Origin of the sequence: Sphingobacterium sp. BS-2 (genome assembly GCF_046161205.1) — a bacterium.
GTDB lineage: Bacteria > Bacteroidota > Bacteroidia > Sphingobacteriales > Sphingobacteriaceae > Sphingobacterium > Sphingobacterium mizutaii.
Map to the genome: position 1 here is coordinate 31,109 of NZ_JBIXGO010000001.1, position 22,344 is coordinate 53,452.

Annotated in this window: 20 protein-coding genes and 1 tRNA gene; 15 read left to right on the top strand and 6 right to left on the bottom strand. The window is 40.9% G+C overall.

The genetic code is table 11. The features are described from left to right. Positions 1 to 10 precede the first annotated feature (10 nt). Positions 11 to 1,450 (top strand): hypothetical protein, encoded by a 1,440-nt coding sequence (locus ACK2WI_RS00160; protein WP_409149133.1) that lies wholly within the window; start codon positions 11 to 13, stop codon positions 1,448 to 1,450. Here the strand turns inward: ACK2WI_RS00160 and ACK2WI_RS00165 are convergent. The 3 genes from ACK2WI_RS00165 to prmC all read right to left on the bottom strand — a co-directional run bounded on the left by ACK2WI_RS00165 (position 1,437) and on the right by prmC (position 3,761). Beyond that, complete coding sequence (locus ACK2WI_RS00165) at positions 1,437 to 1,682, bottom strand: hypothetical protein (RefSeq protein ID WP_409149135.1); 246 nt, start codon at positions 1,680 to 1,682, stop codon at positions 1,437 to 1,439. The genes ACK2WI_RS00160 and ACK2WI_RS00165 overlap by 14 nt on opposite strands. Before the next feature lie 643 nt (positions 1,683 to 2,325). Next, positions 2,326 to 2,398 (bottom strand) — tRNA-Lys (locus ACK2WI_RS00170). 538 nt (positions 2,399 to 2,936) lie between these two features. Further along, positions 2,937 to 3,761 (bottom strand): peptide chain release factor N(5)-glutamine methyltransferase, encoded by an 825-nt coding sequence (gene prmC / locus ACK2WI_RS00175; RefSeq protein WP_409149137.1) that lies wholly within the window; start codon positions 3,759 to 3,761, stop codon positions 2,937 to 2,939. 364 nt (positions 3,762 to 4,125) lie between these two features. Here prmC and ribD point away from each other — a divergent pair, with 364 nt between their 5' ends. Together ribD and ACK2WI_RS00185 are read left to right on the top strand one after the other, a co-directional pair. Then, entirely contained in the window at positions 4,126 to 5,169 is a 1,044-nt protein-coding gene (gene ribD, locus ACK2WI_RS00180; RefSeq protein ID WP_409149139.1) for a bifunctional diaminohydroxyphosphoribosylaminopyrimidine deaminase/5-amino-6-(5-phosphoribosylamino)uracil reductase RibD, read from the top strand. 125 nt (positions 5,170 to 5,294) lie between these two features. Then, on the top strand, positions 5,295 to 6,581 hold the full coding sequence (locus tag ACK2WI_RS00185) for a DUF2851 family protein (protein WP_409149141.1): 1,287 nt from the start codon (positions 5,295 to 5,297) through the stop codon (positions 6,579 to 6,581). Here the strand turns inward: ACK2WI_RS00185 and ACK2WI_RS00190 are convergent. Further along, the gene (locus ACK2WI_RS00190) at positions 6,578 to 7,228 is read right to left on the bottom strand and encodes an ankyrin repeat domain-containing protein (RefSeq protein WP_093095425.1); all 651 of its coding nucleotides are present in this window, start codon (positions 7,226 to 7,228) and stop codon (positions 6,578 to 6,580) included. The genes ACK2WI_RS00185 and ACK2WI_RS00190 overlap by 4 nt on opposite strands. 425 nt (positions 7,229 to 7,653) lie before the next feature. Here ACK2WI_RS00190 and ACK2WI_RS00195 point away from each other — a divergent pair, with 425 nt between their 5' ends. The 9 genes from ACK2WI_RS00195 to ACK2WI_RS00235 all read left to right on the top strand — a co-directional run bounded on the left by ACK2WI_RS00195 (position 7,654) and on the right by ACK2WI_RS00235 (position 14,431). Continuing rightward, a complete protein-coding gene (locus ACK2WI_RS00195; RefSeq protein WP_409149143.1) occupies positions 7,654 to 8,226 on the top strand; it encodes a UbiX family flavin prenyltransferase in 573 nt (190 codons plus the stop codon). A gap of 269 nt (positions 8,227 to 8,495) precedes the next feature. Beyond that, positions 8,496 to 9,761, top strand: coding sequence for a dihydroorotase (locus tag ACK2WI_RS00200; protein ID WP_409149145.1), 1,266 nt, complete (start codon positions 8,496 to 8,498; stop codon positions 9,759 to 9,761). A gap of 7 nt (positions 9,762 to 9,768) precedes the next feature. Next, on the top strand, positions 9,769 to 10,437 hold the full coding sequence (locus ACK2WI_RS00205; protein ID WP_313368521.1) for a hypothetical protein: 669 nt from the start codon (positions 9,769 to 9,771) through the stop codon (positions 10,435 to 10,437). Between the two features lie 3 nt (positions 10,438 to 10,440). After that, positions 10,441 to 11,070 carry a DUF4199 domain-containing protein gene (locus tag ACK2WI_RS00210; protein ID WP_409149147.1) on the top strand — a complete coding sequence of 210 codons (630 nt, stop codon included), beginning with the start codon at positions 10,441 to 10,443 and terminating at the stop codon, positions 11,068 to 11,070. Between the two features lie 64 nt (positions 11,071 to 11,134). Further along, entirely contained in the window at positions 11,135 to 12,085 is a 951-nt protein-coding gene (locus ACK2WI_RS00215; protein WP_093095434.1) for a glycosyltransferase family 2 protein, read from the top strand. Between the two features lies 1 nt (position 12,086). Next, the gene (locus ACK2WI_RS00220) at positions 12,087 to 13,097 is read left to right on the top strand and encodes a glycosyltransferase (protein WP_409149149.1); all 1,011 of its coding nucleotides are present in this window, start codon (positions 12,087 to 12,089) and stop codon (positions 13,095 to 13,097) included. A 41-nt stretch (positions 13,098 to 13,138) separates the two neighbouring features. Continuing rightward, positions 13,139 to 13,411, top strand: a complete 273-nt coding sequence (locus ACK2WI_RS00225; protein ID WP_093095437.1) for a hypothetical protein — start codon at positions 13,139 to 13,141, stop codon at positions 13,409 to 13,411. Continuing rightward, positions 13,408 to 14,175, top strand: a complete 768-nt coding sequence (locus ACK2WI_RS00230) for an MBL fold metallo-hydrolase (RefSeq protein WP_409149151.1) — start codon at positions 13,408 to 13,410, stop codon at positions 14,173 to 14,175. Before ACK2WI_RS00225 ends, ACK2WI_RS00230 begins: the two co-directional genes overlap by 4 nt. A 103-nt stretch (positions 14,176 to 14,278) precedes the next feature. Then, positions 14,279 to 14,431, top strand: coding sequence for a lmo0937 family membrane protein (locus ACK2WI_RS00235; RefSeq protein WP_139185413.1), 153 nt, complete (start codon positions 14,279 to 14,281; stop codon positions 14,429 to 14,431). Here ACK2WI_RS00235 and ACK2WI_RS00240 read toward each other — a convergent pair. Beyond that, positions 14,415 to 15,119, bottom strand: coding sequence for a 2-C-methyl-D-erythritol 4-phosphate cytidylyltransferase (locus ACK2WI_RS00240; protein ID WP_093095441.1), 705 nt, complete (start codon positions 15,117 to 15,119; stop codon positions 14,415 to 14,417). The genes ACK2WI_RS00235 and ACK2WI_RS00240 overlap by 17 nt on opposite strands. A gap of 95 nt (positions 15,120 to 15,214) precedes the next feature. After that, on the bottom strand, positions 15,215 to 16,264 hold the full coding sequence (queA, locus tag ACK2WI_RS00245) for a tRNA preQ1(34) S-adenosylmethionine ribosyltransferase-isomerase QueA (protein ID WP_093095442.1): 1,050 nt from the start codon (positions 16,262 to 16,264) through the stop codon (positions 15,215 to 15,217). A 267-nt stretch (positions 16,265 to 16,531) separates the two neighbouring features. On the opposite strand from queA, the gene ACK2WI_RS00250 reads away from it, so the two are divergent. Genes ACK2WI_RS00250 through ACK2WI_RS00260 form a run of 3 tightly spaced genes read left to right on the top strand, consistent with a single transcriptional unit; the run spans position 16,532 to position 22,344 of the window. Then, positions 16,532 to 18,991, top strand: coding sequence for a glycoside hydrolase family 31 protein (locus ACK2WI_RS00250; protein WP_093095444.1), 2,460 nt, complete (start codon positions 16,532 to 16,534; stop codon positions 18,989 to 18,991). 21 nt (positions 18,992 to 19,012) lie between these two features. Next, entirely contained in the window at positions 19,013 to 20,932 is a 1,920-nt protein-coding gene (gene glgB / locus ACK2WI_RS00255; RefSeq protein WP_409149155.1) for a 1,4-alpha-glucan branching protein GlgB, read from the top strand. After that, positions 20,929 to 22,344: a glycogen synthase gene (locus ACK2WI_RS00260; protein WP_409149157.1), complete on the top strand. Its 1,416-nt coding sequence runs from the start codon at positions 20,929 to 20,931 to the stop codon at positions 22,342 to 22,344. Before glgB ends, ACK2WI_RS00260 begins: the two co-directional genes overlap by 4 nt.

A 22,344-nucleotide genomic window follows, 5' to 3' on the forward strand; every position in this document is an offset into this window, starting at 1 on the left:
ATAACATTGAATGATACGTGTATATTTTGATTGGAATGTCATTAGTAGTTTAAAAAAATCCGAATTTAAAGAGCTAAATGACTTTATTACTGAGCATAAGGAGAAATTATTATTCCCTTATTCTCCAGGTCATTTTAAAGATTTGATGAAGAGCCACTCTTCCGATAATGTTCATTTCAATACAGATTTGGAAAAGCTAAATTATCTTTCTGGCAAACATTTGATCCGATGGGGGAAAGATGGTATAGAACCTCTTTTTGGAACACCTCAAGAATATTTTGAGGATGAGAAACAACAAAAGGAAATAGATTTTGTGGATGATTTGGATTTTGAAAAAATGTTTTCTGAACTGGATGAAAGTGGAAGAGATTTAGGATTAGAGAGTATGGGAACATTGATAAAAACACTTTTGCAGCTTCAACCTTCAGGCATTCCTATTACAGAAGAAAGTAAAGAAATGCTATCCAAAATGTTCCCTAATATTAACAATAACTCAAGTATGTGGGATTTTATGAAGGATTTTGGATCTTTCACAAAAAATCTGCTTCAAGATGGGGGGTATTATAAAGACTTTAGAAAAAATCTTGGAGAAAAAGGGTTTAAACTGGAAGGTAATGCGGGCAACTGGAATGAAGAAGATGTTATTAAAAACATTGACAATTTTCTTCTTTCTCTGAATACTAATATGACATTTTTGGAGTATGTAGAAACGGCTTTAAATAATAAAAAAGAGCCATATACATATTATGAGTTTTACACAACAGCATACCTGATGCTTGATATGATGGGCTATAAATCAGACAAGTTACCAAAACCTACTGATAACATGCAGAATATACAAACGGATGGTGAACATTCATTTTATGGTGCTCATTGTGATTATTTTGTTGCTATTGATAAAAATCTTAGAGTTAAAAGTAAGGTGCTTTTTAATGAATTTAATATTCAGACAAGAATTTTGACTCCAGAAGAGTTTTTAAATGAGGTAAAGCAAGTAATTCATAAAAGAGATGGTGAAGAATATTTTCTGGATGAAATTTTCAGTTTTTATAAAAGTGAAAACATTGTTGAATCTTACTCAATATCAGAAGAAAATGAAGTTCTCACTCAAGTTTTAAAATTACCTGTCTTTTATTTTGATTTTTTCAATTATGCAACATACCAGTTTTATGAAAAAGAGAATTGTATAATCATATCATTTAAAAAGGCTTTTAAAAATTTTTCTCGCTTTATTTATTATACCGAAGCCGAACGAGTTATTGATACGTTATGCAATTTCTTTGGCTATGAAGATAAAATAGAATTAGAACAAAGGAAAAAAGAATTTGTGTATGGAGAAAAGCCTATTGAATTTTTATGGCAGTATGATGGAGGTATCATTAAAATTGTGAAAGATGAAGACACAAAAATACCAATATTAATTTATGCGATTAAAGTTAATAATAAATAAACCACACAGTCTTTTGACCTATCCCTAATTTATCGGTTAAGTGTCCTCTTTTAATATATTCGTTTAAAGCGTTTGAATAATCTTTAGTAAGTCCTACACGAAGTCCTGTGAATTTACTCTTGGCTTCAATCATTACTTCAGCTTTTCCATTAAATCTGACACATGAACCCTTTGACTCCAACTTGTTGTTCTTATAGCCTGTCGGAGCAATGTTAAGCTTATCTAAGTACATATGGAGTTAATTGTCAACCTGATCGAACTCTAGCTGTAAGTATTCCAAAAGCCCTGCGGTGCATATCCGCCATGCCCTCAGCCCAATCCGGAACATGCAACAATTCGAATCCCGAGCGGGCACAATGCCTTAGGGATTCATTTGGTCTGATCCCGCTGGGAGTGGTTCAGCCCCACAAACCCCAAACACTTACCCTGAACCTTCTCCGGATCGAACCAAAATTGATGCCTGCGGTGCATGTCCGCCAAGCCCTCAGCCCAATCCGGAACATGCAATTATTCGAATCCCTAGCGGGCACAATGCCTTGGAGATTCTCTTGAACTGATCCCGCTGGGAGTGGTTCAGCCCCACAAACCCCAAACACATTCCCTGAACCTTCTCCGGATCGAACCAAAATTGATCCCTGCGGTGCATGTCCGCCATACCCTGAGCCCAATCCGGAACATGTAATCATTCGAATCCCGCTGGGATTTGTTCAGCCCCGCAAACCCCAAACACATTCCCTGAACCTTCTCCGGATCGAACCAAAATTGATGCCTGCGGTGCATGTCCGCCATACCCACAGCCCAATCCGGAACATGCAACAATTCGAATCCCGAGCGGGCACAAAAAAAGCCTCAATCTGTGATTGAAGCTTTTTTTGTGATCCCGCTGGGATTCGAACCCAGGACCCATACATTAAAAGTGTATTGCTCTACCAGCTGAGCTACGGAATCGTTGTTCTTTTATCGAGAACCCTTCGTTGTTTGAAGTGATGCAAAGGTAGAAAAATCCTTAATATGTGCCAAATCTTTTGAACTTAAATTTGTCCATAATCAAATAAGTCGCTGTTTTTCAGTTTGAAAAAATGAATTAAAATATTGGCCTAGACATATACTGAAGTGGTTTCTGTCCAAATTTTCCCTAAAAACTTGCAGAAACAACCATTTTATGGACCTTTAGCAGCCAGCATTTTTCCTATAATCATTAAAAAATTGAAATAAGAGGGAGCTGGAATAATTAGGAGGTTTCATTCGGGAATCGTTTTACCCATGTTCGGGCCATATTGCGAAAATTCCGAATATGCCTCGAATAAGATCAAAGCAATGTCCAAAAGAAATCAAAAAGGATTGTTTAAATTTTGAATTAAGCTAGGAGAGGAGTTTTGTAGACCAAGAATATTGATTAGATGATGCTTATGTGCTAAAGATAGAATTCCTTATGGGAAATCCCTTAGCCTAAAAAGTTAAATAACCTTTGAAAACAGAAGTTGCCCTAAATATACCTTGCCCGGATCATTCTAGGGACTGAGTTGATGTCATGGAGAATATCAACTTTGGCAAAACCTTTCTTGATCAGGAGCTCTTTGGTTTCTTCCGAAAGGTACTGGTTGATTTCGAAATAAAGGGTCCCTTCCTTTTTGAGGTGTTTTAGCGCGAATGAAGCGATGTAATCGTAAAACAACAATGGAGCCGAGTCTTCCACAAATAAAGCGGTATGGGGCTCGAAATGCAGTACATTGCGGTGCATGTCCCTTTTCTCATCATGGGTGATGTATGGCGGGTTGCTGACAATGATGTCAAATTGCTCCTGATCAAAGACCAGGTTCCATTCCAAGATGTCCAAGCAACGGAAATCGACAGGGCATCCGTTTTGTTGAGCGTTCTCTTTGGCAATAGCAATAGCCTCTGGGGAAATGTCCACTGCGCACACATGGGATTCGGCAAAGCCTTTTTTCAGGCTGATCGCAATACAGCCTGTCCCGGTGCCTATATCGATTATTTCAAGTTCGGATTTGCCCTTGTTTTCGGAGATAATCAGCTGTACCAGTTCTTCTGTTTCAGGTCTTGGGATTAAGGTGTCCTCCGACACGATAAACTCCATTCCATAAAATGGTGCCTTTCCAATGATCTGTTGAATGGGTCTGCCGGTCTGAAGCTGTTGCAGGAGCGAATTGAATTTGGCTTCCTGTTCCTCCGAAAGATTTTCCTGGAGCTTCATGCTAAGTTGGACCCTGGAATAACTCAACAAATGCTCAGCAGCAATCTGAAATAGGCTCATTGCCTCATCTTGATCATAAATCGACGATAAATGCGACACAAATTTTTGCCTTAAGCTGCCTAAAGAATCCATAGAACAAAGGTAGGAAAAAAACTTCTGGCGAGCTGTCAAAAGCAGCTCGCCAGAAGTTTTTTAGACATCAGACATTAGACACAAGACAACAGACCCTGCAGCAAGAATTTCATGAATACCCCTGCATAATACAAGCATGAACGTGTTTTTGAAAGAGATGATTAAAATAACTTGGAATTCCAAACTGTAATGTTGCGGGCGTATGCCATACGCCCCTACAAACCTGTGTGATATGCAAGCGAATTATTAGTTCAATTTCATGTACAGTCCGGAAGTTGTTTTCTCAATTCTCCTATCTCCATACTCAAATCTATTTCACTAACTTTGAAACATGCATAATCAATACATGAAGCGATGTTTGGAATTGGCTGTCTTAGGGGCAGGCAAGACCAGTCCGAATCCGATGGTGGGGGCAGTGATTGTCCAAAATGGAGAAATTATTGGAGAGGGTTATACATCGCCTTATGGGGGTCCACATGCAGAGGTGAATGCGGTCCGATCAGTGATCGATCAGGTTGGGGAAGTGAAGGCCAGGGAACTGTTTTCAGAGAGTACGATCTATGTGAGTTTGGAACCCTGTGCGCATTTTGGGAAGACTCCACCTTGTGCAGACATGATCGTGGACATGGGCTTCAAGGAAGCTGTGATTGCCTGTTTGGATCCTTTCGCAAAGGTCAATGGTTTGGGTTTAAAGAAGTTGCAGGATGCGGGGATTCGCACTGAAGTAGGTGTTCTGGAGGATGAAGCTAAGTGGGTGAACCACAGGTTCTTTACGAAGCTGAAAGAGTTTAGGCCTTATGTGATCTTGAAGTGGGCAGAAACGGCCGATGGATATTTCGCACCGGTATCGGGGCAGCGCTGGATCAGCAATCAGGCGAGTAAACAATTGGTGCATAAATGGCGTTCGGAGGAAGATGCAATCCTGGTTGGAAAAAGGACTGCAGAACTCGATAATCCCAGTCTCACCGTTAGGGAATGGCAAGGTCGGAATCCGAAGCGCATTTTGATTGACAAGAACCTGGAACTGGCAGAAAGCCTTTCGATTTTTGATGGAGCAGCGGAAACCATTATTTTCAATGCGAAAAAAACCGATTGGCAGGGGAACCGAAAATATATAGAACTGGAGAACTTTGATCTCTACCTTCCGCAGCAGATCCTATATCAATTATACTTGATGGATGTACAATCCATCATTGTTGAAGGAGGAAGGAAGACGCTTGACCTGTTTATCCAGGCAGGACTTTGGGATGAAGCCCGCGTATTTGTAGGTGCTGAATCATGGGCAGAGGGTATTGAAGCCCCCAAATTAAATGGGGACTTAAAAGAAGAGATACAAGTAGGTTCTGATCAATTGAAAATTTACCTTCCTAACTAAATCGAATCATGTTTTTTTGAGGTCGTTATAATCTCTTAGTGGATAGTGCGTGTAACTTCATTTCGCATAAACTTGTTTTTAAAATTAAAATACGTAATTGAAAGTTAAATATATTATATTTAGCTATGCGTATATCAGAGCATATCCTTCACTTTATTTGGCGATATCGGCTTTTCAATCCCTTTGACCTACATGGCAGCAATGGAGAAAGGATTGAGGTAGTGCAGCCTGGAAACTACAATACCGATGCTGGACCAGATTTTCTCCTTGGGCATTTGCGGATAAATAATCAGGAATGGCATGGACATATTGAAATCCATGTGGACCCCCATGATTGGAACCAGCATGGGCATCAGAAGAACAAGGCTTATAATGCGGTGGTTCTGCATGTGGTCTGGGAAGGTCGTTTGGATTGTTTTTTAGAAGATGGTACCATGATTCCCTGTTTGGAATTGAAGCCTTTAGTGGATGAGACCTTGTTACAGAAGATAGAGCAATTATTGCAGAACAACCATTGGTTGCCTTGCAGTTATGGAATGGGGAAGGTGCCGGACTACCAAAAAATACAAGTCTTGAACCGAATGGGGATTGAACGATTGGAACATCGCTATAAGATCGTGGTCCTGATGCTCAATAGCTATAGGGGGGATTGGGAAAGAGTCTGTTTGGGTATGTTAGCCGGTGCATTCGGCATGAAGGTCAATAAACAATCCTTTCAGGACCTGAGCCAGATCCTTTCCTTGAAGTTGATCCAAAAAATGAAGAATAATCCTGAAAACATTCATGCCTTATTCTTTGGGCAGGCGGGTTTCCTGAAATGTTATAAAGGGGATGATCCCTATGTAATGAAGCTACAGGCAAATTATGATTATTTAAAGAAAAGCCAGCAGCTGATCGAGATTTCCGCTTTTCAATGGAAGTTTATGCGCATGCGGCCCTATAATTTCCCTACGATAAAATTGGCACAGCTCGCCTCCATGTATTGCCTCTTTGCTTCTTGGTTCTCGCTGATCGTGGAAGCGAATAGTCTGGAAGAATTAAAGACCTATTGCCAGCAATTGGAAATTCCGGAGTTCTGGAATACCCATTTCCATCTGGAGAAAGAGTCCGTTAGGCATAACACCCGGATCACCGAACAGTTTTTCCATCTCTTGGCGATAAACAGCTTTGTGCCCATATTATTTTCCTATGGGAAGTTCATCGGAAATCAGGTCTATATGGACCGCGCCTTACAATGGTTGGAGCAGCTGAAACCGGAGGTCAATTCGGTTTGCCGCCGCTATATGGGCTTTGGAATGGATCTGTTCAACGCATTGGAAACCCAGGCCGTGTTACATTTAAGGTCGGCCTATTGCAATTCCAAACGTTGTCTGGAATGTGGGATTGGGGTGTCGATTATCAGAAGGGATTAAGCCTTCAGGATTTCCGCGATTTCTGGGAACCCTTTCTCGGCAGCCATATCCGAGGCCGTCTGGCCAAAATCGTTGCGAATGGCAATGTTGGCACCATGCTCCAAAAGAACGATAATCATATCGATGTTACCTTGTTGGGCAGCTAAGTGCAAAGGGCTGATCCTTGAAGATTGCAGCACATTGACCTCAGCTCCGGCTTCGATAAGCATTTTGGCGATCGTGTTCTGTCCGTTACTCAATGCCGAGTGGATAGGGAAGACCTGATATCCATTTTGGGAAGAAGAATTAGGGTTTGCACCGTTTCTCAGCAGGATGCGGACGATATCTTCTTTTCCGAAGTGGGAGGCGATACCAAGGGGGTAAAAGCCATGTGAGGAAAGTTCGTTGATGACATCGGGTTTTTGGTCGACCATGAACTGTACCTGCTCGGTCAATCCTGCGGCACAGGCTTCGTGGATGGTGATGCTCTTGATATATTTTAAGATAACCTGAACGATTTGGCTTTTCTGGTAATAACAGGCCAATAGCAATGCTGAGATGTCATGGCTTGTATTCTCCTTGACAAGGTCAGGGTTTTGGCTCAGTAATAAATCTAAATCTTGGTAGTTTCCGGTCTCAATATATTCTTCCAGTACTGTCAAACTCATAGTCCTTATTTTGCGTTACGAAATAAACAAAAAAAAGTTAAAATAAAGTTATTGGGCCCCTAAAATTCGCTGATTCGCTATAAAATTTTTTAGGTTAATAAATGTAATCTATACAATTTTTTTTGTTTGGGTACGAACACTATTTAATTTTTGTAGCTGTTTGTCTACAAAATAGGAAATCTACCACCTTGTTTTATAACTTTTCTGTTGATTTTTTTACTTTTGTAATGCCCTCCCCAAGGGCATGTTTTTCATAGGTAGATGTAGGGTCGAATTAATCTAATTCGACCCTTTTTTTCTTTAGGGGTCAAATTTAGTTTCCAATTAGGTATTTTTTGACTTATTTGTATTTGTTGAAACAGCTAAATTTTAATTTAAAAAGGGGGTTTGCAGGTACTATGGCGGAAGTTTTATAGATTTGTAACATGAGCAGAAGAAAAATTGTTGTAGCTATAACCGGGGCCTCCGGATCTATTTATGCGAAAGTGCTGTTAGACAAGCTGCAGCAGCTTTCCGAGCAAATTGAAGCTGTCGGGATCGTGATGTCGGACAATGCCAAGGACGTTTGGAAGTTTGAACTTGACAACGATAGTTACAAAGACTATGATTTTCCGACCTACCAGAAGGGCGATTTCATGGCGCCATTTGCATCGGGTTCTGCAAAGTACGATTGCATGTTTGTAGTACCTTGTTCGATGGGAACTATGGCTAGGATCGCACATGGGATTTCTTCCGACCTGACCACTAGGGCAGCCGACGTGATCCTGAAGGAAAGAAGAAAGCTGATTCTCCTCACCCGTGAAACCCCTTTGAGTAGCATCCACATCCAGAATATGGCATTGATTACGCAAGCAGGTGGAATTATCTGTCCGGCTTCGCCTTCTTTTTACAGCCGTCCGCAAAATTTTGAAGAGTTGGCAGCCACCGTTGTCGATCGAGCCTTGGATATCGCAGGTTTTGACCTTAGCGGGTTAAATACCTTTCGCTGGGGTAAATAAATTCCATTTTTCATTTTTGGATAATTGGGCTGGATTTTTTTGGGAAAAGAGGTCGACAAGGATTCCTAAAAGTTTTTGTAACAGTATTCATTGAATTTTGTACTTTTGTTTTTTGATGAAACAGCTGTTAATATCTTCGAATAAGGAGTTTTTATACTTGAAGAAGGTCTTTGAAAATGCTCATTGGAAAAGAACCTTTGGAAGGCTAGCTGGTTTTCTCAACTTAAACAACAGCATTCAGCACAATTTTTTGATTTTCAATTCAATTCATGGCTACAATATTAATTAATTCTGCGACTTTGGTTTCGGCAGGACATCCGCTGCATTTGTCTACTGTAGACGTACTGGTGAAAAACGGCAAGATCGAACAGATTGCCAAGAACATCAAGTCGGAAGACAAAAAGCTTCAGGTGATCGATGGGAAGGATTCATTCCTTTCGGTTGGATTTTTTGACCTCAACGTTAATTTCGGGGAACCGGGTTACGAAACGAAAGAGGATATCCAGACGGGTACTGCGGCTTCGGCAGCAGGTGGTTTTACGGCAGTTGCCGTTCAGCCGAACACCAATCCACCCATCCATAGCCGTTCAGAAGTAGCATTGATCGTGAATTCTGCAAAAGGAAACCTAGTGGATGTTTTTCCGGTAGGGACCGTGAGCAAGAAGCGTGAAGGCAATGAATTGGCGGAGCTTTATGACATGAAAGTAACTGGTGCCGTAGCTTACAGCGACGGTACGCACAGTATACAACAGGCAGGATTAATGTCACGTGCCTTACTGTATGCAAAAGGCTTTGGCGGTTTGATCATGGCATTTCCGGAAGATGATTCTATCGCAGCAGACAATAAGATGAACGAAGGGGAGGTAAGTACCTACCTAGGGATGAAAGGGATCCCTAATCTTGCAGAGTCGGTCATGATCTCCCGGGATCTGTTCCTTGCCGAGTATAATGAGGCTCCAATCCATTTCAGTACCATTTCTACTGAAGAAGCAGTTGATTTGATCAAAAAGGCTAAGGCTAAGGGGATTAAGGTGACTTGTGATGTCGCTGCCCATAACTTGGTCTTTACCGATGAAGATGTAAAAGGATTTGATAGCAATTATAAAGTCAGTCCTCCATTGCGTACCAAGAAAGATGTGAAAGCATTGATCAAGGGATTGAAGGATGGGGTGGTCGATGCTGTGGTTTCTCAGCATACACCGCAAGAGATCGAGTTTAAGCAAGTGGAATTCCAGATTGCGAAAAACGGAATCATTGCAGCACAGACAGTATTGCCTTTATTGGTAAAAGCTGGATTGAGTCCAGAACAGATCGTGGAGAAACTGGCCGTTAACCCAAGAAAGATCTTGGGACAGGAAGTTCCTGTGATCGAAGAAGGAGCGGAGGCAAATTTGGTCTTGTTTAGTCCATCGAAAAAATGGATATTTGATAGTAAAGCCAATAAATCTAAATCGGCAAACAGTCCTTTATTTGGGCAGGAGCTAACCGGACAAGTATTAGCAGTAATTAACAATAATAAGTTGCACATCAATTAAATAAGATATGGATACTAAAGTAAAGAATGCCCTAGAGGCAGCAGTCAATAATTACGCTAAAGTAGAACAGATTGATGGACAGGCTATCCTTCCAGGATTAGCTTCAGCATTTGAATTAGACGCAGCGTTTATGGAAAAAGTTGAAGCCATGGATGCCGTGTTTGATGATAACCAACGCTTTGAAGAATTGCGTGAATATAGCTTTGACCTATTGATGATCAACTTCTTCGCCGAGGATGTTCAGAAATTGGAAGAGGATTATCTGGATTCAGAAGAATGGGAAGCGATCGAGGAGGAAACACTTGACCGTGGCTCAGAGCTTTTGAATATTCTATTATACCTGAAAGAATGTGAAGATGACGAAGTAGAACCTTCTTTGGATGATTTCTTGAAAGAGTTCCTATTGGTGGAAGAAGATGAATTCCAGGATGAATATAGGATTTACGAAAAGGTAATTGCTAATCAGATCTTGATCGAAAGTGATTATAGCGAGATTGCGAAAGTTGCTGCTGGACTTTCAGAGGATGATGAACTGGTTGATTTATTCTATCCATTGATCTCATTCTTTAATGAACAAAAACCAAACGCAGGGCAGGTAGAAGATTATGCTCAGGCTGCACCGAACAAAGCTTTGGACCTAGCTCTATTGCAATTAATCATAAACTACAACTCATAAATTATGGATTCAATCAACGCTACAAATGATGTAAAGAAAAAAGCCATTATCAATGGCGTGATCTTAGGGTTTATTTCCCTTGTTCTTTCCATTATTTCCCTTTATTTTTCAAAAACAGCTTCATCGATCGTCACTTCATCGGTGGTCAATATTTTCGTTAGTTATGTGGTTTTCTTAGCCATTGCCGTGTTTTTTATCTTGCAATTGAGAAAAGCAAACGGCGGCTATTGGGATTTCACCACTGCATTGAAGAATATATTCATTATGTTGGCCATTACGGCTGCAATTGGCCTTATCGGCATCAATATTTTCAATTTGGTCTATCCAACCCTTCAGGTTGAAGCGATTGAGAATACTCAAAACTTGACTATCGAGATGATGGAGGCTAATAACTTGCCAGATGAGCAGATCGATGCTACCTTGGAATTGTTAGATCAACAAAAAGAAGCCCTAGGCTCTTTGTCGATCGGACAGGTTTTGAAAGGTTTGGCTGTGTCCCTACTTTTATACTTTGTATTGGCTTTGATTTTTGCGGCAATCTTCAAAAAAGAAAAGCCAATGTTCAAGCCTGTAAGCAGTTCGGATGAAGCACATCCTTGGCAAAATACAGATAACAACGATAATAACGCTTAACAAACGCTAACGTTTATATGATAAAGGTATCATCCAAAAATGATACCTTTGTTCTTTATTCATTATGGACATTTCAGTAGTAATACCTTTATACAACGAGGAAGAATCACTTCCTGAATTGACGGCTTGGATTAAGCGGGTCATGGATGCCAATAATTTTACTTACGAAATCGTTATGGTTGACGATGGGAGTAAGGACAGTTCTTGGAAAGTGATCAAGGGCTTGAAGAAAGAGAATGAGAATGTTATAGGTATCCGTTTTAGACGGAACTATGGGAAATCTGCAGCGCTGAACGTTGGTTTTGCGGCTGCTGAAGGCGATGTCGTGATCACCATGGATGCTGACCTTCAAGATAGTCCTGATGAGATTCCTGAGCTTTATGATCGGATCAAGAACCAAGGTGCAGACCTGGTTTCGGGATGGAAGAAAAAGCGCTATGATCCATTGACCAAAACCCTTCCTACCAAATTGTTCAATTCCGCCACCCGTAGCATGTCAGGCATTGATAACCTGCATGACTTCAACTGTGGCCTGAAAGCCTACAAGAAGGATGTGGTGAAGAGTATTGAGGTCTATGGTGAGATGCACCGCTATATCCCTGTGTTGGCTAAATGGGCGGGTTTCAGCAATATCCAGGAGCAGGTCGTTCAACACTATCCACGTAAGTATGGTACCACAAAATTTGGTCCGGGACGTTTTGTAAAAGGTTTCCTGGATTTGATGTCCATCTTCTTTGTGGGTAAGTTTGCCAAAAGGCCGATGCACTTTTTCGGGCCCTTAGGTGTGATCAGTTTCTTGCTTGGGTTCTTTATTACCATCTGGTTGATCTGCGAAAAACTGATGAGCATCGCCAATGGCACCGTTTATAGAAATGTGACCGACCAGCCTTTGTTCTTTTTGGCATTGGTTGCCATCATCATTGGATCACAATTATTCCTGACAGGATTTGTTGCCGAGCTGGTATCGCGCAATGGTTCCGATCGGAATAAATATCATGTAGACGAAGTCATCTAATATGTTTTTTTCCATCATCGTTCCTCTCTATAACAGGCCAGTTGAGATCAAGGAAATGCTCAGTTCTTTGTTGGACCAGACCTACAAGGAATTCGAGGTCATCATAGTGGAGGATGGGTCGAAAAATAAAGCAGAACATATTGTAGATAAGTTCAAAGACAAGCTGGATATACAGTATTTCTTTAAGGAAAATGAAGGTCAAGGCTTTGCCAGGAACTATGGTTTTGAAAGAGCAAAGGGTGATTTCTTTATTGTTTTTGATTCTGATATCATTGTTCCTGAGGATTACCTACTGAAGGTAATCGAGGGAATTGAAAAAGATAAATTGGACGCCTTTGGTGGGCCAGATGCAGCACACTCTTCCTTTACCGCCATACAGAAAGCAATCAGCTATTCGATGACCAGTCCGTTTACAACGGGCGGTATTCGAGGCAATAAAAACCATGTCGGTCAGTTTCATCCTAGGAGCTTTAACTTGGGGGTCAGCCGTGAAGTATGGGAGAAAACGGGCGGGTTTAAATTGTCCCGTCGTTCAGAAGATATTGAATTCAGTATCCGGATGATCAATGCTGGATTTAAGGTTGGCTTGATCCCTGATGCATTTGTATACCATAAACGAAGAACGAGCTTTGCCCAGTTCTATAAACAGACTTATAATTTTGGGAAGGGAAGGATCGATATCTACTGTCTTTACCCGAAAGAATTAAAGCCTGTGCATGCCTTGCCTGCCGTATTTGTGTTGGGTTTGGCGTTCTTGCTCATGATCGATGTCATCAATCTGTTGACCATGGACGAGATCTATTTTTTGCATATTTTGGGCCTGATCGGTAATTCATTCCTTGCGATCTATACCATTTTACTGTTTCTGCATGCCTTGGTCAGTACCAAGAGCCTAAAGGTTGCCTTCTTATCGGTAATTGCAGCATATACGCAGTTGATCGCGTATGGATCTGGCTTTTTGAGCCAATATGCCCATAAATTTATTACGAATAAAAAGGCTGCAAAGAATTGATAAATTCCTGAGGCTTTGTTAAATTGTGAGGAGGAGATAATATGATTTCATTAACTCAAGGAAGTTTAGATAAATTAGAGACACTGTTCAGTGATCTTGGCTATAAATTGCGCTATGAGAAAGGTTCATTTAGGACGGGAGCATGTGTTCTACAGAACGCTAGAGTAGTCGTAGTGAACAAATTCTCTACGGTTGATATGAAAGTGGTTTCTTTATTGCAAATCTTGGAAACCATGGAAGTGGATGAGAGTTTGATCCAAGAAAAGTTAAAGGCTTTTTACCAGCAAATAAAAAAGACAAAAATTACGGTTTGAGAGTAACATTTTTAGGTACAGGAACCTCGCAGGGAGTTCCGGTTATTGCATGTCCATGTGAAGTCTGCCATTCGGAGGATAAGCGAGATAATCGCTTGCGTTCTTCGATTTTGATAGAATACAATGGCTATAACGTCATTGTAGATACAGGACCTGACTTTAGGTACCAGATGTTGCGCCAAGAGGTCAAACGCCTGGATGCGGTATTGATGACCCATTCCCATAAGGACCATATTGCTGGTCTAGATGATGTTCGTGCTTTCAACTACCAACAACAGCAATCTATCCCTATCTATTCCAATAAGGCTACGCATGATGCGCTGAGGAAAGAATTCTATTATGCCTTCAGTGATTATAAATACCCTGGTGTGCCACAACTGGAGCTCGAGGAGATCTTTGCTGGACAGGCTTTTGAGCTATACGGGAAATCAATCTTGCCGATTGAGGTGATGCACTATAAAATGCCAGTTTTGGGATTCAGGATCGATAATTTTGCCTATATCACCGATGCCAAGACTTTATCTGAAGAAACCTTTAAGTTATTGGAAGGTGTGGAGGTATTGGTGTTGAATGCCCTACAGCGAGAACCCCATATTTCGCATTTGACTTTGGAGGAAGCTATTGAAGTTTCCAATCGAATTAATCCCAAAAAAACCTACCTTACCCATATTTCACATCGCTTCGGCAAACATGTGGAGATCGAAGCCATGTTACCGGATGGAATTTATGTGTCTTACGATCAGTTAGTTATTGATTTGTTATAAAAAAAATTGTCTGTTTAAAACAATTTGTTTGAATGGCTTGTTTATCCTAATGAAAATTGAATCATTGAATAAACTATTTTACAAAACACAAATTTTAACTACTATGGGAAATATTTTGTATTTAATCGCAGTTATTCTTGTCATCATTTGGGCAATTAGCTTCTTTGGAGGTTATGCTACTGGTGGTATTATTCACATCCTATTGGTAATCGCCATTATTGTGATATTATTGAGAATAATCAGAGGTAACGCTTAATTTTATTAAATAATTGTTGAGCAATGGCTATGTCTTCTTCAAAGGTAATCTTCAGGTTCTGTTGATCACCTGGGAGTAGGTATAAGTTGTTGCTCAACTTTTCTACCACGGATGCATCATCCGTAAAATAGTTTTCTTCAGGCTGCTCGTAGGCTTCAATCAATAGATTGCTCATAAAGAGCTGCGGAGTCTGCACCAACCAGACCATTTGCCTATCCACGGCATGGTTTTGATCCTGATTGCCCATCCTGACCGAATTTGTGCTCTGTACCGCAGGGATCACCGCCGGTTTATCCACATTGCAAGTCGAATAAAGCTCATCAATCAATTTACTGCTCACCATAGGCCTAGCACCATCATGTACGGCGATCTTGCTCTCTTGGCTGAGCTTAGGGCTTCCTTTAATAAATTCAATTCCATTCTTTACGCTCTGGAACCTGCTGTTTCCACCTTTTGTCACTTGGTGCGGGATATGGAAATCAAATTCTTTGCAGAGTTCATCCCAAAGTGCAAACATTTGTTCGGAAAGGACGAGGACAATTTGCGGATTGGACTGTGAAGCCGCAAATTTCTCTAGGGTATGCATCAGGATGGGTTTTTCATCCAATTGCAGAAATTGCTTAGGGAGGTTTCCTCCGAGCCTAGAGCCTGTTCCGGCAGCAACGATGATGACAAAATGGGTAGACATAGCTTCAATATAGCGTTTAATAGAACAAAGTAAATAAAAAGGAATAAAAAACGCAGGTCATTGACCTGCGTTTTTCTTATTTAAGGAGTGATTTATTAAATAATCAACATAGCGTCTCCATAGCTATAGAAACGGTATTTCTCTTTAACTGCTACCTCATAAGCATTCATGACGTTTTCATACCCAGCAAATGCTGCAATCATTACCAAAAGGGTTGATTGCGGAGTATGGAAGTTGGTGATCATCGAGTTAGCAATGCTGAAATCATAAGGAGGATAGATGAACTTGGAAGTCCAGTCATTTGCTGCTTTCAAATGTTTGTCGGCGGAAACTGAGGATTCGATAGCACGCATAGAAGTAGTTCCTACAGCACAGATCTTGCGCTTGTTATCGATACCTGTATTGACGATGCGAGCAGCTTCTTCAGAAATGATGAACTGTTCAGAATCCATTTTATGTTTTGTTAAATCTTCTACTTCAACAGTACGGAAGGTACCTAGACCCACGTGAAGCGTAACTTCGGCGAAATCTACACCTTTCAGTTCTAGGCGTTTCATCAATTCGCGTGAGAAGTGCAATCCTGCAGTAGGAGCTGCAACAGCACCTTCATTTTTTGCGTAAATGGTTTGGTAACGGAATTTATCTTCAGGAGTTGCTTTTCTTTTGATGTATTTAGGAAGTGGAGTTTCCCCTAAGATTTCGATGTTCTTACGGAACTCTTCATCAGTGCCATCAAATAAGAAACGGATAGTACGACCACGTGAGGTGGTGTTGTCCACTACTTCAGCGACCAATAGATCATCATCACCGAAATAAAGTTTGTTACCAACACGGATTTTACGAGCAGGATCAACCAAAACATCCCAAAGGCGCAATTCTTTGTTAAGCTCTCTCAACAAGAATACTTCGATCGTCGCTCCAGTTTTCTCTTTATTGCCATACATACGAGCAGGGAAAACCTTTGTGTTGTTCAAGATCATGACATCTTTATCATCAAAATAATCCAGAACATCTTTGAAGATCTTGTGTTCGATTTTTCCACTATCGCGGTGTAAAACCATTAAACGAGATTCATCTCTTTGTTCTGAAGGTTCAGATGCTAGCAATGACTCTGGAAGATTAAAGTTGAATTGAGATAATTTCATGTTATTCTACTGATGTATTATGCCCTCTAGCCTTACTGGGGCTAGATTTTAAAAAGGCTTACAAAATTACGAAATTAAAAGCTAATTATTCCCTTTTTCTTGTATTACAACAATTTAATGATAATATCCGGTAAAATCATGTAGCTATGACTGTACATTTTAGGACATGTTCAAGCGAATTTATTTAATAACATTGATTTCTATAAAATATATTGTAATTTAAAACTGACATTTACACTGTCTATTACCTATTTAGATTAATTTTTTATGACAGATACAACAAAGAAGGGCGATTTTGCAAATGATTTAATACCTAACCCTGACACACTAGATGATGGAATCCATCACGTAAATAATCCAGTTCTCGACCTTCCTAATATTGAAAAGCTTTATCTAACAACAGTTAAAGGCTATACACAAGACCGAAATGCATTTTATTTTTCGGACGGTCGCTCGAAAGTGGAAGTAAAAGTTTTTTCCGAGGATATCATCCGCGTACGGTTGGCCCCAGAGGGTTCATTTTTGGTGGATTTTTCCTATGCCATCAGTTTCAAAGAGGATAACTATGTGAGTTATGAACTTTTGGAAGATGACGAATATTACAAAGTAAAAACTAATTCAACAATATGCTTGATCCGTAAATCGGATTTTACCATTTCTTTTGCCGATACCAATGAGAAGGTATTGAACAAAGACCATTCGCCAATGCACTGGGAAGAGAATGTGGATTTTGGTGGCTATTATGTCTATTGTTCTAAGGAAGCAGCTGCTGATGAAGCTTTTTTTGGATTGGGCGATAAAGCGACCAACCTGAACTTGAGAGGTAAAAGGGTGCGGAACTGGAATTCCGATACCTATTCCTATGCATTCAACCAAGATCCGCTCTATAAAACTATCCCATTTTATATGGGAGTGACGGAAGGTAAGGCTTATGGGATCTTCTTTGATAATACCTTCAAGACTTATTTTGACTTTGCAGCAGAACATCAGGATCAAACCAGTTTCTGGTCTGAAGGTGGTGAATTGCTATACTATTATATCCAAGGACCGAAAATGATGGATGTGGTAAAACGCTATCATAAATTGACGGGTACCCATTATATGCCGCCGATGTGGGGCTTAGGTTACCATCAGTGTAGATGGAGTTACTATCCGGAGAATAAGGTTCGTGAGGTTGCCTACGAGTTCAGAAAAAGGGAGATTCCATGTGATGCGATCTATTTAGATATCGATTATATGGATGGCTACCGTTGTTTTACTTGGAACAAGCGCTATTTCCCAGATCCGAAGAAGATGATTTCTGATCTGAATGCGAATGGCTTTAAAACTGTGGTGATGATTGATCCAGGGATCAAGGTGGATGATAGCTATTGGGTTTTCAAGCAAGGCCAAGAGAACAATTATTTCTGCCGTAGGGGGGATGATTACTTTATGGAAGGTTTTGTATGGCCGGGAAGATGTCAATTCCCAGATTTTACAAATCCTGAGGTGAGGTCTTGGTGGGGTACTCTGTACAAAGGTCTGGTAGAAGATGGCGTTGCAGGATTTTGGAATGACATGAATGAGCCAGCCGTATTTGGAAGAGGAACTTTCCCGAACGATGTAAGGCATCAATTTGAAGGCCATCGTGGTTCGCACCGTAAAGCACATAATGTTTATGGTATGCAAATGGTGCGTGCGACCTATGATGGTTTAAAGAAGTTATATAAGAACAAACGTCCGTTTACCATTACCCGTGCAGCCTATGCCGGAACACAGCGCTATTCATCAGTGTGGACAGGTGATAATATCGCAACGTGGGAACATTTGCGAATAGGAACCTTGCAGTTACAGCGTTTATCGGTATCGGGACTTTCATTCTGTGGAACTGATATTGGAGGCTTCACTGGTGAACCTGATGGAGAATTGTACACCCGTTGGATGCAATTTGGGGTATTCTCGCCCTTTATGCGTGTCCACTCAGCAGGTGATACCCGCGATCGTGAGCCTTGGAGCTTCGGTCCAGAATGGGAGGCCATCTGTAAAAAGTTTATTGAATTGAGATACAAGTTGTTACCGTATATCTATTCAACATTTTGGTTGCAACATAAATATGGCGAACCTATCTTAAGACCTGTAGCCTTAATGGAACAGGAAAAAGCGAAGAACATGGTTCGTGAGGAAGAATTTGGTTTTGGAAATCAATTGTTGGTTTCGCCAGTTCTTCATCCAGGTCAGCAGAATAAGATCGTATACTTGCCTGAGGGAACTTGGTACTACTATTTTGATAACAGTTTTTATGAAGGAGGTCAGGAATACACCATAGATACACCATTGGATGAGATGCCATTCTTTGTTCGCGGTGGGTCGATTATCCCTGAATACCCAGTTATGCAGTTTACTGGAGAGCGTAGGGTTGAGTCATTACGATTGAACCTGTACTATTCGGAAGGTGAACATGCATCCTACCTATATTCCGATCATGGAGAAACCTTTGCCTATGAACAAGGTGTTTATGTGGAGAAGAATTTTATTGCAAGCTGTGATTCCAAGCAGGTCAGTTTAATACAAGGAGAGGAAGGACTGTATACTCCATATTACAGTGATTTCCACTTGTACCTGATCGGTTTGCCGTTTGAGCCAAAACAAATTACAGTTGATGGAATGAAGGCTGCTTTGCAAAAAGATGAGCAGGGGAATAGTTTTATTAAATTAGAGAGAGATTTTAAAAAAGTAAATATTCAATAACTAGCTAAAAACCACTATACTATGCCTCAACCAGTTGAAGTACACTCCTTATTGTCCGAATTTGATGTTTTTTTATTCAAATCTGGACGGCATTATAAGCTTTATGAGAAATTTGGTTCTCATGAGATTCTAATTAACGGGGTCAAAGGAGTATATTTTGCGGTGTGGGCACCAAACGCCCAAACAGTTTCTGTAGTCGGGAATTTTAATGGATGGAATCCACATTCGCATCAATTACATGTACGATGGGACAGTTCTGGGATTTGGGAAGGTTTTATTCCTGGATTGGAAAATGGGGAAGTTTATAAATATCATATCCATTCCAATACAGGTGAACATCTAGAGAAATCAGATCCGTTTGCCCTACATGCCGAGATTCCACCCAAGACAGCTTCTATTGTTGCGACGACCTGGTATGATTGGAGCGATTCGGAATGGATGTTCAATAGAAGGGAACATAATGCACTGGACAGACCGATGTCGGTCTATGAAATGCACCTAGGATCCTGGTTACGCGATCCGAAGGATCCCGACCGTTTCTTGAGCTATACGGAAATTGCAGAACAACTGATCCCTTATATCCAGGAAACCGGATTTACCCATGTGGAGTTTATGCCGATCATGGAGCATCCATATTATCCCTCTTGGGGCTATCAAATTACGGGTTATTATGCGGCGAGCTCCCGATTTGGAGGACCGCAGGATTTGATGAAATTGATCGAGCTGTTGCATGAAAGCCATATTGGCGTTATTTTGGATTGGGTACCATCCCATTTTCCGGGGGATGCGCATGGGCTTTATAATTTTGATGGAACCCATCTCTATGAACATGCAGATCCACGAAAGGGATTCCACCCTGATTGGCAATCCTATATTTTCAATTATGGCAGGAATGAGGTGAAATCATTTTTGATCAGTAATGCCTTTTTCTGGTTGGACCGCTATCATGTTGATGGACTGCGTGTCGATGCGGTTGCCTCCATACTTTATTTGGACTATTCCAGGAAAGCTGGCGAATGGGAGCCGAATGAACTGGGCGGGAATGAGAACTTGGAAGCCGTTGCTTTCTTGAAAGAATTCAATGAAGCGATCTCTAAATACTATCCTAATGTGCAGACCATTGCCGAGGAGTCTACTTCTTGGACAGGGGTAAGCCGCGCTACATTTAATGGTGGTCTGGGTTTTGGGATGAAATGGATGATGGGCTGGATGCACGATACTTTAGCTTATTTTAAAGAAGATCCTATCAATCGCTCATACCATCATGATAAGCTGACATTTGCTACCGTATACGGATTTACGGAGAACTTTATGCTGCCTTTATCCCATGATGAGGTGGTGTATGGCAAACAGTCCTTGGTCTATAAGATGCCGGGGGATGAATGGCAGAAGTTTGCAAACCTTAGGGCCTTATACCTATATATGTTTACATTCATCGGAACGAAATTGCTCTTTATGGGTGGTGAGTTTGGACAAACTGCAGAGTGGAATGTCAATCAATCTTTGGATTGGCACCTGATGCAATATAAGCCGCATTCCAGCTTGAAGGATTTCGTAGCGAAATTAAATGAGATCTATAAAAAGTATCCGGCACTCTATGAGAAAGCCTTCAGTCCTGAAGGTTTCTTCTGGATAGAATTAGGCGAACGGGACCAAAGTGTCTTTGCTTATTGCAGGCGTGGCCATGATATGGTGAACGACTTAGTAGTGGTCCTCAACCTAACACCGGTTGTCAGGAGGAAATTCAAGTTGGGGGTTCCACATCCGGGTAAATGGGAGTTGGTTTTGAATTCAGATGATCAGGCCTTTAATGGTAGTGGAGTATCGGTTAAAAAAGAATTGATTACAGAAAATGAACCCTGGATGGGACAGGAGCAGGCCATTGTGGTGGATCTGCCACCATTGAGTGGTTTGGTATTTAAAAGAAAATTCGGCAAATGAAAGTCATACATTTAAGTGTAGAATGTTTTCCTGTAGCCAAAGTCGGAGGACTGGCTGATGTGGTTGGTGCCTTGCCTAAATACCAAAGGGAATTAGGTATAGATGCATCAGTGATCATGCCTTATTTCAACAGGAAGTTTGTTCAAGATCATGAATTTGATGTGGTCGCAAAAGGAGAGTTCCAACAAGGTTCAAGCTTATTGGCCTATGAAATATTGAAGGAGAAAACGGATGAACTGGGTTTTCCCTTGTATTTGCTGAAGATCCCTAATCTACTGGATCGGGAAGAGATCTATTGCTATCAAGATGAAGCAGATCAATGGATCGCATTCCAGCATGCTGTCCTCCATTACCTGAAAAATAATGATATCCAACCGGATGTCTTGCATTGCCATGACCATCATGTTGGATTGGTTCCATTCTTAACGAAATGGAGCAATGAATTCAATATTTTCAAAAATGTGAAGACCGTAGTTACGGTCCATAATGGACAATATCAAGGTTGGATGTCCTGGAGCAAAGGGATTATCCTTCCATCATTCGATACTTGGAAGTGGGGGCTGTTGGATTGGGATGGCCTGATCAACCCACTGGCCACAGCCATCAAATGCTGCGATGCCTATACCACCGTTTCAGAAGGCTACCTAAAAGAGCTATTTGTTGAAGCCAATGGATTGCAGCATCTGTTTTCAGATGAACGCTCCAAGGCTGTAGGGATTGTAAATGGAATTGATACTTCCTATTGGGATCCTGAAATTGATGCTTTAATTGATCATCAATATTCGATGCTGACCGTGAATCAGGGAAAAGCAGAAAACAAAATGGCCTTTTGCAAGGAGTTTGGATTAGATCCGAGCAAGCCTTTGTTGAGCTATATCGGCCGATTTGCGACCGAAAAAGGAGCAGATATTTTGCCTGAATTAATTCAGAATCTTTTGAAGAAAAACTCAGGTAAATTAAGTATATTTATACTAGGCTCTGGTGATTCGGGCATTCAACAATCAATAGAGGCTATCACGCCTAACTATAAGAGTGATTTAGCAGTATTCTTTGGCTATAATGAGCAATTAGCTCACCGAGTTTATGCGGCTTCAGACCTATTGATTATGCCTTCGCGTGTAGAGCCCTGTGGATTGAACCAACTGTATGCATTGAAATATGGGACTATTCCTGTCGTACGCAAGATAGGGGGTCTAAGAGATACTGTAAAGGATGTTGAAGAGGGGGGCTATGGCTTTCTCTTCAATGATGTGGAAGCTGAAGAAGCTGCTGAGACCGTGAAAAGAGCAATCAAATATTTGAGTTATGCTGATAACTTGACCAAAACAAGGGACGCTGCGATGGTATTGGATTATTCTTGGAACAAATCGGCAAAAAAATATATAGAGTTATATAACCAATTACTTAAATGA